Source organism: Rhizobium sp. 01T444 (assembly GCF_056398305.1).
The window spans coordinates 501,864-516,077 of record NZ_JBFTPD010000003.1; the positions used below are offsets into that span (position 1 = coordinate 501,864).

General features: G+C 59.8%; 13 protein-coding genes. 8 read left to right on the forward strand and 5 right to left on the reverse strand.

The genetic code is table 11. The features are described from left to right. Positions 1-26: 26 nt before the first annotated feature. From AC1DTN_RS07815 to AC1DTN_RS07825, 3 genes are read left to right on the forward strand one after another with little or no spacing between them, the layout of a single operon-like run. Positions 27-797 carry a 2-keto-4-pentenoate hydratase gene (locus AC1DTN_RS07815; protein WP_477920307.1) on the forward strand — a complete coding sequence of 257 codons (771 nt, stop codon included), beginning with the start codon at positions 27-29 and terminating at the stop codon, positions 795-797. Between the two features lie 28 nt (positions 798-825). Continuing rightward, entirely contained in the window at positions 826-984 is a 159-nt protein-coding gene (locus AC1DTN_RS07820; protein ID WP_310385411.1) for a hypothetical protein, read from the forward strand. Further along, the gene (locus AC1DTN_RS07825; RefSeq protein WP_113319854.1) at positions 984-1,223 is read left to right on the forward strand and encodes a hypothetical protein; all 240 of its coding nucleotides are present in this window, start codon (positions 984-986) and stop codon (positions 1,221-1,223) included. The genes AC1DTN_RS07820 and AC1DTN_RS07825 overlap by 1 nt, the downstream gene beginning before the upstream one ends. 136 nt (positions 1,224-1,359) lie before the next feature. Here AC1DTN_RS07825 and AC1DTN_RS07830 read toward each other — a convergent pair whose 3' ends face one another. Further along, complete coding sequence (locus tag AC1DTN_RS07830) at positions 1,360-3,123, reverse strand: glucan ABC transporter ATP-binding protein/ permease (RefSeq protein WP_113319853.1); 1,764 nt, start codon at positions 3,121-3,123, stop codon at positions 1,360-1,362. A 320-nt stretch (positions 3,124-3,443) separates the two neighbouring features. Here AC1DTN_RS07830 and AC1DTN_RS07835 point away from each other — a divergent pair, with 320 nt between their 5' ends. From AC1DTN_RS07835 to AC1DTN_RS07845, 3 genes are all read left to right on the forward strand, one after another. After that, a complete protein-coding gene (locus AC1DTN_RS07835; RefSeq protein WP_113319852.1) occupies positions 3,444-4,184 on the forward strand; it encodes a LuxR family transcriptional regulator in 741 nt (246 codons plus the stop codon). Between the two features lie 118 nt (positions 4,185-4,302). Further along, a complete protein-coding gene (gene pyc, locus AC1DTN_RS07840; RefSeq protein WP_477920308.1) occupies positions 4,303-7,767 on the forward strand; it encodes a pyruvate carboxylase in 3,465 nt (1,154 codons plus the stop codon). 167 nt (positions 7,768-7,934) lie between these two features. Then, positions 7,935-8,507: an NADPH-dependent FMN reductase gene (locus AC1DTN_RS07845; RefSeq protein ID WP_477920309.1), complete on the forward strand. Its 573-nt coding sequence runs from the start codon at positions 7,935-7,937 to the stop codon at positions 8,505-8,507. 42 nt (positions 8,508-8,549) lie between these two features. On the opposite strand, the gene AC1DTN_RS07850 is transcribed toward AC1DTN_RS07845, so the two are convergent. From AC1DTN_RS07850 to AC1DTN_RS07865, 4 genes are all read right to left on the reverse strand, one after another. Next, on the reverse strand, positions 8,550-9,311 hold the full coding sequence (locus AC1DTN_RS07850; protein WP_113183627.1) for an amino acid ABC transporter ATP-binding protein: 762 nt from the start codon (positions 9,309-9,311) through the stop codon (positions 8,550-8,552). Further along, entirely contained in the window at positions 9,308-9,988 is a 681-nt protein-coding gene (locus tag AC1DTN_RS07855) for an amino acid ABC transporter permease (protein ID WP_113183626.1), read from the reverse strand. The genes AC1DTN_RS07850 and AC1DTN_RS07855 overlap by 4 nt, the downstream gene beginning before the upstream one ends. Before the next feature lie 104 nt (positions 9,989-10,092). Beyond that, entirely contained in the window at positions 10,093-10,866 is a 774-nt protein-coding gene (locus AC1DTN_RS07860; protein ID WP_477920310.1) for an amino acid ABC transporter substrate-binding protein, read from the reverse strand. 154 nt (positions 10,867-11,020) lie between these two features. After that, positions 11,021-11,890, reverse strand: coding sequence for a DMT family transporter (locus AC1DTN_RS07865; RefSeq protein ID WP_477920311.1), 870 nt, complete (start codon positions 11,888-11,890; stop codon positions 11,021-11,023). Positions 11,891-12,099: 209 nt separating this feature from the next. On the opposite strand from AC1DTN_RS07865, the gene AC1DTN_RS07870 reads away from it, so the two are divergent. Beyond that, positions 12,100-12,876, forward strand: a complete 777-nt coding sequence (locus AC1DTN_RS07870) for a DeoR/GlpR family DNA-binding transcription regulator (RefSeq protein ID WP_477920312.1) — start codon at positions 12,100-12,102, stop codon at positions 12,874-12,876. A gap of 61 nt (positions 12,877-12,937) precedes the next feature. After that, complete coding sequence (locus AC1DTN_RS07875; RefSeq protein WP_439016862.1) at positions 12,938-14,131, forward strand: MFS transporter; 1,194 nt, start codon at positions 12,938-12,940, stop codon at positions 14,129-14,131. Positions 14,132-14,214: the final 83 nt, after the last annotated feature.

A 14,214-nucleotide genomic window follows, 5' to 3' on the forward strand; every position in this document is an offset into this window, starting at 1 on the left:
CAATGCCAATGATAGGGAGCACGAAGATGTACTTCGAACTCAAGGACGCCACAGCCGATATCCTCGCCAGGAGCCGTCGGCATAACGAACTCTGCGATCTTCCGCTTGACCTGATCTCCTCCAAACGTGAGGCCTATGACATTCAGGCGATTGCGCAGGATGCGCTGGGTTTCGAGCGTAAGGGCTATGCGCTCGTCGGTACGAGCGAGGAATCGCGCCACACTCTCGGTCTTGCAAAGCCGATCTATTCCGAAATTCCTGCCTCCGCACTGTTTGCCGGCACGAAGGAATTCCGGCTGCCGCAAGGCACCATCGGTGTCCAGGGTGAGCTGGTTTTCAGGATGCTGCGGTCTTATCCGGATATCGGAGAACCGATCAACCTCGACAGTGCTGCTGAAGCCGTGCTCGATTGCCGCCCGGCCGTCGGCATTCTCGGCCGGCGCACGCGGCGGGTCTTTACGGGAGATTACGCAGCGATCGCCGACTTCGGCCTGCATGTCGCAACCCTGTGCGGTGATCATACCGGGGCGCTGACATCAGCCGATCTTGCCAGCATCGATATTACAACCTTCCTGTTCAAGCAGACGGTCTTTTCGGGGACATCCGCATCGGTCATGGGCAATCCGCTCAATGCCGTCGTCTGGCTGGCAAACCAACTTTCGGCGAACGGCAGGCAGCTTCAGGCCAACGATATCGTTGCGACGGGATCGTGCACCACCATTCTTCAGGTTTGGCCCGGCCAGCATCTGGCGGCTGATTTCGGACCGCTTGGACAGGTCGAATGCATCTTTGCGTGACACGCATTTCAAGCGGAAAGGACAGGTTATGAGGTCGCAGCGAAAGCCATTCATTGTCGAGATCAAGAAGACGAAACAGTTCTGCCGCAAGCCGGTTCCGGCTGAGGCCAATCGCCCGGACGCAGCGATGAAGACAGGGACAAAGACGGCTGTCGGCCTGGCCATCCGGAGCGAGGGTCGCGCCTGATGGTTAGTCGCAACATTCCTCACGAATATTTCCTGCTTGATGCCGCGAAGGCAGACGGCCCTGTGGTCGGTCATCTTCGCGGCAAACCGATTTCTGCCGTGGTCATCGACCGGAACGGTGGCTGCTATCGGTTTGTCGGCGTTGCCGCCAGAGATGGCCGCGGCAGACTTGATGTCATGTCGCTCAAACAGGGCGAATGGATCCTTGCACCTGACCTCGTCTATGCAGAAGCGGCTTAGAGACTCTACGGATCAATCCTTACCGATGATGAGAACAAGCGGGTCTGCCCACAGCGATTCACAGGGAATCCCGCGCAACAAAAAGGCCGGAAGAGCGATGCCCTTCCGGCCTTTTGTCGTGTCCTTGCGAAGCCGATCAGGCAGCTTCGGTCGTATGGGCCTTGCGGACTTCGTCGTCCGTCAGGATGCCGCTGGCGCGGAGCAGAGCGGCGAAGCGGCCGTTCGAGTGGCTGAGCTCATCGAAGCTGCCGTGCTCGACGATGCGGCCGTTATCCAGGAACAGCACCATATCCGCCTCGCGGACCGTCGAGAGACGGTGGGCGATGATGAAGGTGGTGCGGTTCTGGCGCAGGTTGTCGATCGCCGCCTTGACGCGGGCTTCCGTCTCGACGTCGAGAGCGGAGGTCGCCTCGTCCAGCACCAGGATCGGCGCATCCTTGAGAATGGCGCGGGCGATCGCGATACGCTGGCGTTCACCGCCGGAGAGCTTGTTGCCGCGCTCGCCGACATGGGTGTCGTACTGCTCGTCGCGGTTCTCGATGAAGTCGGCAGCGGCAGCCGCTTCGGCGGCGCGGCGCATATCCTCTTCCGAAGCGTTCTCGCGGCCGAGGCGGATGTTGTCGCTGATCGAGCGGTTCAACAGGCCCGCGTCCTGGAAGACGGTGGCGATATAGCGGCGCAGCGACTTGCGCGTGACCTTGCTGATATCGTGGCCGTCGACGAGGATCTGGCCGCCCTGCGGGTCATAGACGCGCTGGAGCAGGTTGACGAGCGTCGTCTTGCCAGCGCCGGTCGGGCCGACGATCGCAACCGTCTGGCCGGCCTTCACCTTGAAGGAGACGTTGTGCAGACCCTGCGAGCTGTTGGCGAAGCCGAAGGAGACGTCGTTGAACTCGACATCACCCTTGACGTCCTTGATCTCGCCGTTGCCGGCCGGCTCTTCGCGTTCGCGGACGGAATCTTCCAGATTGTAGAAGTCTTCCAGCTTCGAACGGGCTTCGAAAATCTGCGTGGCGAACTGACGCATCAGGTCAAGGCGGGCAATCAGCAGGTTGGCGAAGCCAATGAAGGCGATAACGTCGCCGACGCGCAGTTCGCCGTTCTGGACGAGCACGGTGCCGATGACGAGCACGACCATCATGGCGATCGTCGAGGCCATGCGGTTCAGCGCGCTCGCAAGCGCCCACCAGTCGAGTACCGGATACTGCGCCTGCAGCAGGCGATCGGCGAAGGACTTCAGCGCACGCGTCTCGGCATCGATGCGGTTATAGCTATGGAGAACCGAGACGTTGCTGATGGAATCGCTGACATGGCCGAAGACGGTATGATAGTGGTTTTCGACCGAAGCCTGGCCGTCCTTGGTGCGGCTCATGACCACACGGCCGATGATCCAATAGGCGATACCGAGCACGATCAGGACTGCGGAGAGACGCAGATCCATGGACATTGCGGTCGGGATGAGCAGACCAAGCGCAATGACCGTCGAAAGATGGTTGCGCATGAACTCCAGCCACAGGCCGAACAGGGTTTCGCAAGCCCGCAGCAGCGTGTGCAGCGCGTTGGATGTGCCCCGCTGGTGGTGCCAGGAAAGCGGCATGGAGATGATGCGGCCGAATGCCTCGGTCAGAAGCGTCGCGCGGCGGCCATGGGCCAACCTGTCGGCTTCGCGTGCCACGAGGACGAACGCTATGGTGTTGAAGACGGCAAACGCCGCCCACATCATGAGGATCGGCTTGACCTCGCCCTTGCCGGAAATCGCATCGATGATACGGCCGAACAGTATCGGCTCGGCGATGGTGATGGCCGCCAATACGATATTCGCGATAACGACGAGGGATACGCGGAGCTTGTAGGCGCCAAGATAGCGCAGAGCCCTTGCATAGACCTTGAATAACGACACGTCGGGACCTCTTTTGCATCTGCGAAAAAACGGGATGGTGCGATGCTACAAAGATCTACCTGAACCGACGATTAACGGGATATTCAGGTTTGGAATCCGACTTCGAAATTCGCGCGTACGGTGCGATCGCTCAGTGCGATAAGTGACCATAGTTTCGAAATTGTTGCTTAGGCATACATCGCGACAATTTGCGCTTGCATTCCCTGGAGCGTCTAGCGCACCATCCAGTTTGTGAACTGCAATTTTTTAATAAAGACCGTTCAGCGGCGGGTTATCAGGCCTGCTCCGGCGGCCTCGTTGGTCCGGGCAAGGGGCATTTTGTGCAAATTCATTCTTTAATTCAATTACTTGTGATTCTAGAGGAACATTCCGACAGCGAAAGCGCGATCGAAGAACTCGACAAGGTGATCCGCGCGAGCGGATTCGATTTCTATGGTCTGCTTCGCCACCCCAAGCAGGGAGACAACCCATGGAGTGTGACTATGGCCAGCCGGTGGCCGGACAGATGGTCACACGTCTATGCAGTGAAAAAATATGTGCTCGTCGATCCGACCGTGCGGTATCTTGCACATGCGCAGCGGCCCTTCCGCTGGCGCGACAGCATGGCCGCTTTTAGGGCCGACCCGCATCAGCGCCGCATGGAGCAGATGATGGTCGATGCCTTCGGCCATGGGCTGGAAGACGGCTATGTCTTCCCGATCTATGGACGAAACGGCATCTTGGGCAGCCTCAGCCTCGGCGGTAAGCCCGTTGAGCTTTCACCGGCTGAAATCTCGCTTTTCGAGGCGATCGCCCGCAAAACCTTCTGGCGGCTGCTCGATCTGCAGGGCGAAGCTGCGACGCTGGAAACGGTGCCGATAACCGACACACAGCTGACCCGGCGCGAAATGGAAATCCTGCATTATCTCGCCGAGGGTATGACCTCGATGGAAATCAGCAAGCATCTGAAGATCTCCAATCATACGGTCGACTGGTACATGAACGGTCTGCAGGATAAGCTGAAGGCCAAGAACCGGCAGCAGGCGGTGGCGCTTGCTTTCCGGTATGGTTTGATTACCTGAGATCTAGAGAAATTCTATTTCGTCGAGACGAGGGAAATTGAACTTTCTGTAACAGCACGTTAAGAATTCTCTTCGCGGGTGCAGCATGGCCCGTTTTTCGTGCTTTGAGGAGAGTACATTGCCCATATCGAAGATCCTTGTCGCCAACCGTTCCGAAATCGCCATCCGCGTCTTCCGCGCGGCCAATGAGCTCGGAATAAAAACGGTCGCGATATGGGCTGAGGAAGACAAGCTGGCGCTGCACCGCTTCAAGGCCGACGAGAGCTATCAAGTCGGCCGCGGCCCGCATCTCGCCCGTGATCTCGGCCCGATCGAAAGCTATCTTTCGATCGACGAAGTGATCCGTGTCGCCAAGCTTTCCGGCGCCGACGCCATTCATCCGGGCTACGGTCTGCTTTCGGAAAGCCCCGAATTCGTCGATGCCTGCAATGCTGCAGGCATCACCTTCATCGGCCCGAGGGCCGATACTATGCGTCAGCTCGGCAACAAGGTGGCAGCGCGCAATCTCGCCATTTCCGTCGGCGTTCCGGTCGTTCCGGCGACTGAGCCGCTGCCTGACGATATGGCGGAAGTTGCCAAGATGGCTGCCGCGATCGGCTATCCCGTGATGCTGAAGGCGTCCTGGGGCGGCGGCGGTCGCGGCATGCGCGTCATCCGCTCCAAAGCAGATCTCGCTCGCGAGGTAACCGAGGCCAAGCGCGAGGCGATGGCTGCCTTCGGCAAGGACGAAGTCTATCTCGAAAAACTCGTCGAGCGCGCCCGCCACGTCGAAAGCCAGATCCTCGGCGATACGCACGGCAATGTCGTGCATCTCTTCGAGCGCGACTGCTCCATCCAGCGCCGTAACCAGAAGGTCGTCGAGCGCGCGCCCGCCCCATATCTGTCGGAAGCGCAGCGTCAGGAACTTGCCGCCTATTCGCTGAAGATCGCGGAGGCGACGAACTATGTCGGCGCCGGCACCGTCGAGTATCTGATGGATGCCGATACCGGCAAATTCTACTTCATCGAAGTCAATCCGCGCATCCAGGTCGAGCATACGGTCACCGAAGTCGTGACCGGCATCGATATCGTCAAGGCGCAGATCCACATCCTCGACGGTTTCGCGATCGGCACTGAGGAATCCGGCGTGCCGAAGCAGGCGGATATCCGCCTCAACGGCCATGCGCTGCAGTGCCGCATCACGACGGAAGATCCGGAGCACAATTTCATTCCGGACTATGGCCGCATCACTGCCTATCGTTCGGCATCGGGCTTCGGCATCCGCCTCGACGGCGGCACGTCCTATACCGGCGCGATTATTACCCGCTACTACGACCCGTTGCTGGTGAAGGTGACGGCTTGGGCGCCGAACCCGCTGGAGGCGATTTCGCGCATGGACCGCGCACTGCGCGAATTCCGTATTCGCGGTGTTGCCACCAACCTGACCTTCCTGGAAGCGATCATTACGCATCCGAAGTTCAGAGATAACACCTATACGACCCGTTTCATCGACACCACGCCTGAGCTCTTCCAGCAGGTCAAGCGCCAGGACCGTGCCACCAAGCTTTTGACCTATCTCGCCGATGTCACCGTCAACGGTCATCCCGAGGCGAAGGATCGCCCGCGGCCATCGCAGGATGCCGCCAAGCCGGTCGTACCCTACGCAGACGGCGGCAAGATCCCCGATGGGACGAAGCAGCTTCTCGACCAGCTCGGTCCGAAGAAATTCGGCGAGTGGATGCGCGAGCAGACGCAGGTACTGCTGACCGATACGACGATGCGCGACGGTCACCAATCGCTGCTCGCCACCCGCATGCGCACCTATGACATTGCCAAGATCGCTGGCACCTATGCGCATGCGCTGCCAAATCTCTTGTCGCTGGAATGTTGGGGTGGTGCGACCTTCGACGTCTCCATGCGCTTTTTGACCGAGGATCCGTGGGAGCGTCTGGGGCTGATCCGCGAGGGGGCTCCCAACCTTCTGCTGCAGATGCTGCTGCGTGGCGCGAACGGCGTCGGCTACAAGAACTACCCCGATAATGTCGTCAAATACTTCGTCCGACAGGCCGCCAAGGGGGGTATCGATCTCTTCCGTGTCTTCGACTGCCTGAACTGGGTAGAGAATATGCGCGTGTCGATGGACGCCATTGCCGAGGAGAACAAGCTCTGCGAAGCGGCGATCTGCTATACGGGCGATATCCTCAATTCGGCGCGACCGAAGTATGACCTGAAATATTATACGGATCTTGCCGTCGAGCTCGAAAAGGCCGGCGCGCATATCATCGCGCTGAAGGACATGGCAGGCCTCCTGAAGCCGGCCGCAGCCAAGGTGCTGTTCAAGGCGCTGCGCGAGGCAACCAGCCTGCCGATCCACTTCCACACGCATGATACGTCGGGCATTGCCGCGGCCACGGTTCTTGCTGCCGTGGATGCAGGCGTCGATGCCGTCGATGCAGCGATGGATGCACTGTCAGGCAATACCTCGCAGCCCTGCCTCGGCTCCATCGTCGAAGCGCTGCGTGGCTCCGAGCGCGATCCGGGCCTCGATCCGGAATGGATCCGCCGCATCTCTTTCTATTGGGAGGCGGTTCGCAATCAATATGCGGCCTTCGAGAGTGACCTCAAGGGACCTGCTTCGGAAGTCTACCTGCACGAAATGCCGGGCGGCCAGTTCACTAACCTCAAGGAACAGGCCCGTTCGCTAGGGCTCGAGACCCGCTGGCACCAGGTGGCGCAGGCCTATGCCGACGCCAACCAGATGTTCGGCGATATCGTCAAGGTGACGCCGTCGTCCAAGGTCGTTGGCGATATGGCGCTGATGATGGTGAGCCAAGACCTGACAGTTGCCGACGTCGTTAGCCCGGATAGGGAGGTTTCCTTCCCTGAATCGGTGGTCTCGATGCTGAAGGGCGATCTCGGCCAGCCCCCATCAGGATGGCCGGAGGCGCTGCAGAAGAAGGCGCTGAAAGGCGATCAGCCCTATACGGTGCGCCCTGGCTCGTTGCTTGACGATGCCGACCTCGACGCGGAGCGCAAGGCGATCGAGACCAAGCTGGAGCGTGAGGTCAGCGACTTCGAGTTTGCCTCCTACCTGATGTATCCGAAGGTCTTCACCGATTTCGCATTGGCTGCGGACACTTATGGTCCGGTCTCGGTGCTGCCGACGCCCTCCTATTTCTACGGCCTCAAGGATGGCGAAGAGCTGTTTGCCGATATCGAAAAGGGCAAGACGCTGGTCATCGTGAACCAGGCGATGAGCGGTACCGATAGCCAGGGCATGGTCACCGTCTTCTTCGAACTCAATGGCCAACCGCGCCGCATCAAGGTGCCGGATCGGGCGCACGGCGCTTCGGGGGCTGCGGCCCGCCGCAAGGCGGAAGCCGGCAATGCCGTCCATGTCGGGGCGCCGATGCCAGGCGTCATCTCGCGTGTCTTCATTGCGCCTGGCCAGGTCGTCAGTGCCGGTGACGTACTCGTCTCCATCGAGGCGATGAAGATGGAAACGGCGCTGCATGCGGAAAAGGACGGCACGATTTCGGAAGTCCTGGTCAAGGCCGGCGACCAGATCGACGCCAAGGATCTGCTCGTCGTCTATGCCGGTTAAGAAGACGACGGACGATCGTTTCCGGCATCACCCGATTGTGTACGATCGTGTCGTTAAAAAGCTGATTTTTCTATGAGTTAGCAGCCTTCTCGCCTTGCCGGGCGAGGAGGCTTTCTCATAGACTTGAGCTCCCATCACCGCCCCCAAGATCAATCAGGGATCATCTCATGAGCAAGTTGAAGATTGCCGTCATCGTTGGCAGCACGCGTATTGGCCGTTTCGCTGAACATCCGGCCAAGTGGATCGCCGAGCTCGTCGACCAGCGTTCCGATCTCGAAGTCGAGGTTCTCGATCTTCTCGACTACCCGATGCATTTCTTCGGCGAAGCGCGCGCCACCACGGCGGAAAGCGAAACCGCCGAGCGCTGGAAGAAGAAGCTGCGCGAATTCGACGGCTTCATCTTCACGGTCGCCGAATATAACCATGCTCCGACGGCTGTTCTGAAAAACGCGATCGATCTCGGCGAATTCATCCATAAGCCGGTCGGCTTCGTCGGTTACGGCGGCGTCGGTGGCGCACGCRCCGTCGAGCAGCTTCGTCTGGTCTTCGTCGAAATGAGTGCAGCTTCTGTCAGGACGGGGGTACACATCGCGTTCAGCGAATATCTTGCCGTTCTGAAGGAAGGCAAGAGCCTCGGCGATTACGCGCATCTGAACGAAGCTGCCAAGAACCTGCTCGATCAGCTGACCTGGTGGGGAAATGCGCTGAAGGCAGCACGTGCCGTCGTCACTGCCGCCTGATCGGGATTTCCGTATGCCGGGATTTCGCATCCCGGCATCGCCTCAAATATCGTAGGTATGAGCGGCGTTGATGGTAGAGATGAAGCGCTTGGTGCGCTCCTTCTCCGGCGTATTGAAGATCGCTCTGGCGCTGCCGGTTTCCACCACGCTGCCGGCCTCCAGAAAAACCACGTCATTGGCAATCTTGGAGGCGAGGCGAAGATCATGGGTCGCCATGACCATGGTCGTGCCTTCCCTGGCAAGCTGACCCAGCACATCCACCACTTCCGCTGACAGTTCCGGATCAAGCGCAGACGTCGGCTCGTCGCAGAGCAATACGCGCGGCGAAGGCGCAAGAGCGCGGGCGATCGCCACGCGCTGCTGCTGGCCGCCGGAGAGCGTCGAGGGCCAGGCATCGGTCTTGTGCGCCATGCCGACCTTGGTCAGCAGCTCCATGGCGCGTTCGCGCGCCTTTTCCCTTGGCCATTTCAGCACTGTGACCAGACCTTCCATGACGTTTTCGATCGCCGTCTGATGCGGAAAGAGCTGAAAGTTCTGGAACACCATGCCGGTCTGACGACGGATCTTCTGAATTGCCTGCCAGCCGACACGCTTGCCGGGCGTGAAAGAGAGCGTTTCTTCGCCGAGGCGGATGGTGCCTACAGTCGGAATCTCCAGGAGATTGATGCAGCGGAGCAGGGTGCTCTTGCCGCCGCCGGAGGGGCCGACGAGGGCGGTAACGCTGCCTTCCGGGATGCGGATGCTGATATCCTTCAAGATGACGGCGTCGCCGAAGCGCTTTTCGATATTGGAAAGCTCGATCATGCATTTGCCTCCAGCATTCCGCCATAACGGGCGAAGCGACGCTCCAGCCGCTGCTGCAGCGTCGAGAGTACGGAGCTCAAGGCGAGATAGATCAGCGCCGCCTCGATATAAAGGATCAGCGGTTCGTAGGTGGTCGCGACGATGCGCTGCGCGGCCTGGAAGAGCTCGGGTACTGTGATGGCTGCTGCGAGCGAGGTATCCTTGACCAGTGAAATGAAGGTATTCGACAGCGGCGGTACTGCGACGCGGGCGGCTTGTGGCAGGATGGTGCGGCTCATGGCCTGGCGCCAGCTCATGCCGATGGAATAGGCCGCTTCCCATTGGCCCTTGGGCACAGAGGAGATGACGGCACGGATGATTTCGGAGCTATAGGCGCCGATATTCAGCGTGAAGCCGATGAGCGCTGCCGGGAAGGCGTCGAGCAGGATGCCGATGCTCGGCAGGCCGTAGAAGATCACGAAGAGCTGGACGAGCAGCGGCGTGCCGCGGATGACCCAGACATAGAAACGGGCAATGGCTGCAACAGGCGCGGGTCCGAAAAGACGGGCGATGGCGGTGATCAGTCCCAGGATCAGGCCGAAGGCGAAGGAAAGCAAGGTCAAGGGGATGGTAAAGATCAGCCCCGCCCAGAGGAGCGAGGGAAGCGATTCCGCCATCAGTTGGAGCCAGTGCGGCAAGGGCGTGTCCTCAAGAAAAGACGCGTCCGGCGAGTGTTCGCCGGACGCTTTCTCATGCAGCTATAAATGATATGGCGGCAGCGCGAAACCGCCGGTGTCAGGACTTACTTCGAAACGTCCTGGCCGAAATACTTGTCGGCGATCTTCTTGTAGGTGCCATCAGCCTTGATATCGGCGAGCGCCTTGTTGATCGCTTCGAGCAGTTCCGGCTCGCCCTTGCGGATGATGATGCCGGAATAGTCGGCATTTTCCTGCTGGGCCACGATCTTCACTGGAGCGTCCGGCTTGTGCTTCTTGAAGTCCAGGAAGGAGAGGCTGTCGTTGATCGTTGCGTCGGCGCGCTTCGTCAGGACGAGCTGGATCGACTGATCGAAGCCGTCGGTGCCGACGAGTTCGGCGCCCGCTTCCGTGGCGATCTTGCCGAAGTTGCTGGTCAGCGACTGGGCGGACTTCTTGCCCTTGAGATCGGCGAAGGTCTTGATGCTGTCGTCGCCGTCGCGAACGATCAGTACGGCCTTCGACGCGATATAGGGTTCGGAGAAGTCGTACTTCTGCTTGCGTGYGTCGGTGATACCGACCTGGTTGATGACGGTGTCATAACGCTTGGCGTCGAGGCCGGCGATCAGGCCGTCCCATTTGCCTTCGATGAACTCCGCCTTGACGCCGAGCTTGGCGGCCACCGCTTCGCCGATCTCGACGTCGAAGCCGACGAGCTTGCCGCTTTCGTCATGATAGGTGAAGGGCGCATAGGTGCCTTCCGTGCCGATCTTGAAGACGCCGGCAGACTTGATGGCGTTGAGGTTTTCGCCGGCATGGGCGGGCAGCAGGGCTGCAGCCTGAATGAGGGCGGCGGCGGCGACGGTTTTCAACCAGTTCATTGTTCTATCCATCCTTGGGAAGATTGTGTTCGGATGGTCGATACATCGCAGAAAATTGCGGTATCGAAAGCGTAGAAAACTGCAAATAAAAGCGGCAACTGCGAATATTTTTCTCAAGCTGCCACTCTGACCACGAATCTGGCTGAAACCGGTATCAGGCTAGGGCGCGACGACGCAATTTTTCGCTGACGATGATGATCAAGCCCGCGCCAAGAATCATCACCGCACCAACGACGACATTCTGCGTGGGTACATCAGCCCAAATCAGATAGCCGAGGATGAAGGCCCAGACGAGCGATGTATATTCGAAGGGCGCGAGCACCGACACTGGAGCCTGACGCATGCCTTCAAAGAGGGCGAACTGGGCGCAGCCGGCGACGACACCGGTGCCGATGAGCAGGGCGAGTTGCGTGAGAGTTGGGGTCTGCCAGGTGTAGATCACGGCAATACCGGTCATTATGAGGAAGAAGACGTTGGAGACCGCAAGCTGGATGATAGTCTTCTCATGCAGCGAGGTTTTGCGCAGCAATACCATGGCGGAAGCCCAGAGCACGGCTGCCTGCAGCGCCAGATAGACCGGCCAGGAGATCGTGAGCCCGACGGGATTGCTGGCGATGAGCACACCGACGAAGCCGACACCGACCGCTAGCCAACGGGCGGGGGTGACCTCTTCCTTCAGGATGAACCAGGCGAGCAAGGTGCCGACGACAGGCGCTGCGTAATAGAGCGTCGTGACCTCGGCGAGCTGCAGATGACTTGCGGCCGTGTAGTATGAAAGCCATGCACAGAGCAGAAGGATGCTGCGGGCAATCATCGGCTTGATGATCGGCGAGGTGATCGCCTGATGCACAAGTTTGCTGCGGCCATAGGCGAGGCAGCCGAGAAGGATGGTGAGGCTGCGGAAGAACAGGATCTGCCAAACGGGAATGCTCGCCGTCAAAACCTTGACGATCGCATCATGGAAAGTGAACGCCATATAGGCGGCGGTCGTGAGCAGGATGCCCAGGCTGACGGAGTTTTTCACGGGATGTACCAGAGGCGGGCTATGCCGGCGGGAATCGGGAATGCCTGATCGATAGTCCTGCCCCCGGAGACGGTCAATATGCGAGATTTCGCCCTGGTCGTGGAGCTTTGTTTCAGAGCGTCAGAAAACGTGTGATCGTGCATGTTGCGTGCACGGTTATCAGTGTTTATGCATGATTTCAGATTTTGAAGGGTTGATCCGGTATAAACATGCAAGATTTCCTGTTGCGGGAACGCCAGACTGTCATTTCCGAGCGACTGAAGACGCATGGCCGCGTGCTGGCTGCAGAACTCGCACTCGAATTCGGCGTCTCGGAGGATACGGTGCGGCGCGATCTGCGCGAGATGGCGGCGGCAGGGCTCTGTGAGAGGGTATATGGCGGAGCGTTGCCGATTTCGCCGGCGCACGGAAGTCTGACCCAGCGCATGAGCTTTGCTGCCGACCGGAAACAGGCGCTGGCCCGCGCCGCGGCAGAGGAAATCGTCGCAGGTACGACGGTATTCTTCGATGCCGGCAGCACCAATCTGGCGATTGCCAATGCTCTGCCGGCCGATCTTCCGTTGACCGCTGCCACAAATGCGCCGGCGATTGCCGCGGCCCTGATCGAGAAGCCCGGTGTAAACGTGATCCTGATCGGTGGTCTGGTCGACCGCCAGACCGGCGGATCGCTTGGCGCAAAAGCCTTGCGGGACATGGAGCAGCTAGCGCCCGACCTTTGCATCCTGGGCGCCTGCGGCGTCGATATCGAGGCGGGTTTGACGACATTCGGCTTCGAGGATGCGGAGTTCAAGAGGTTCGCCACATCCAAGAGCAAGCGGGTCATGGTCGCTGCGACATCGGAAAAATTCGGTACGGCTGCGCCACACAGCGTTCTGCCGGTCGCGCATTGCGAATGCCTTATCGTCGAGCACGATGCGGATGCCGCCATGCTCGAACAATACCGTGCACGCGGGTGCCGGACGATCATTGCGGATAAGACGGCTTGAGACCGTTCCGCCTTTTACAGGGATCGGGCAGGCAAGCCCGATCAAGAGGAAAGACAAGGAAATGGATAATAATGTGAGTGCAGCGCCGTGGGTACGGAGCGGCTTCATTACCAGGAGCAGAGCGGCGGTCTCGCTGCTCTTTCTCATGAATGGTTTCGTCGTCGGCTGCTGGGCGCCGAAGATTCCCGACTTTGCCGAGCGGCTGGGACTCACCAAGTTCGAGCTTGGGCTCATGATTCTCGTCTTCGGTTTCGGCTCGCTGGTGATGATGCCAATCGCCGGCGCGCAGATCGCCAAGCATGGTTCACGCGTTGTCGTGCGGGTGCTTGCCGTCTGTTTGCTGCCAATGCTTCTGGCGCTGACGCTGTCTCCCAACGTCATCACAGGGGCGATCTCGCTCTTTCTGTTCGGCGGTTTCATGGGCGCGATGGACGTGGCAATGAACGCCAATGCCGTGGCGGTGGAAAAATCCATGCGCCGCGCGATCATGTCATCCTGCCATGCGTTCTGGAGCCTTGGCGGTCTGATAGGCTCCGGCCTTGGCGGCCTGGTGATCTCCAGGCTCGGCATTCTCGGCCACGCGGAACTGGCGACCGTGCTGGCCGCTATCTTCCTTGCCGTCGCCTGGCCGATGGTTCTGGCCGATCCGCCGCATCCCGATACCAAGAAGGAGAAGACGAAGCTGCCGATGGTGCCGCTGCCGTGGCTGCTCGGCGTTATGGCGCTGTTCTGTATGGTGCCGGAAGGTGCTGTCCTCGACTGGGGTGCGCTTTATCTCAGGCAGGAAATGGGTGCGTCGGTCGCCCTCTCCGGCCTCGGCTTTGCGGCCTTCTCGGCCGCCATGGCGACCATGCGCTTTGCCGGCGATCTCGTCCGCGATCGTCTCGGCGGGGTTAAGACGCTGCGCATCTGCACGCTCTTTGCCATCGTCGGCATGCTGCTTGCTAGCCTTGCGCCGAATGCTGAAATCGCCATCATCGGCTTCGCACTTTGCGGTATTGGTATTTCGAACATGGTGCCGATCGCGTTTTCGGCGGCGGGCAACATCCCCGGCCTGAAGCCCGGTATCGGCATCTCCGTCGTCACGACCCTGGGCTATTCCGGCATGCTGGTGGCGCCTTCGGTGATCGGCTTCGTGGCCGAGCATGTGGGTTTTGCGGCCGTCTTCATGGCACTGCCGGTGCTGCTGCTCGTCGTTCTCGCATTCTCCAGGCTCGCGCAATATGCCGACGGGGTCTCGGGCGGCGGCCACTGAGCCGCCTCCAAACAAAAGTGATATACGGGGCGGTTGACAAGCTCGCGGGCTTGATCCACCTGAAAGGCTCTGTTTTCCGGGTG

What these genes read in the sequence shown, in the direction of transcription:
- AC1DTN_RS07875 (WP_439016862.1), top strand. Translation starts at nt 12,938, where the DNA reads ATGGATAATAATGTGAGTGCAGCGCCGTGGGTACGGAGCGGCTTCATT.
- AC1DTN_RS07870 (WP_477920312.1), top strand. Translation starts at nt 12,100, where the DNA reads ATGCAAGATTTCCTGTTGCGGGAACGCCAGACTGTCATTTCCGAGCGA.
- AC1DTN_RS07815 (WP_477920307.1), top strand. Translation starts at nt 27, where the DNA reads ATGTACTTCGAACTCAAGGACGCCACAGCCGATATCCTCGCCAGGAGC.
- AC1DTN_RS07850 (WP_113183627.1), bottom strand. Translation starts at nt 9,311, where the DNA reads ATGATCGAGCTTTCCAATATCGAAAAGCGCTTCGGCGACGCCGTCATC.
- AC1DTN_RS07825 (WP_113319854.1), top strand. Translation starts at nt 984, where the DNA reads ATGGTTAGTCGCAACATTCCTCACGAATATTTCCTGCTTGATGCCGCG.
- AC1DTN_RS07820 (WP_310385411.1), top strand. Translation starts at nt 826, where the DNA reads ATGAGGTCGCAGCGAAAGCCATTCATTGTCGAGATCAAGAAGACGAAA.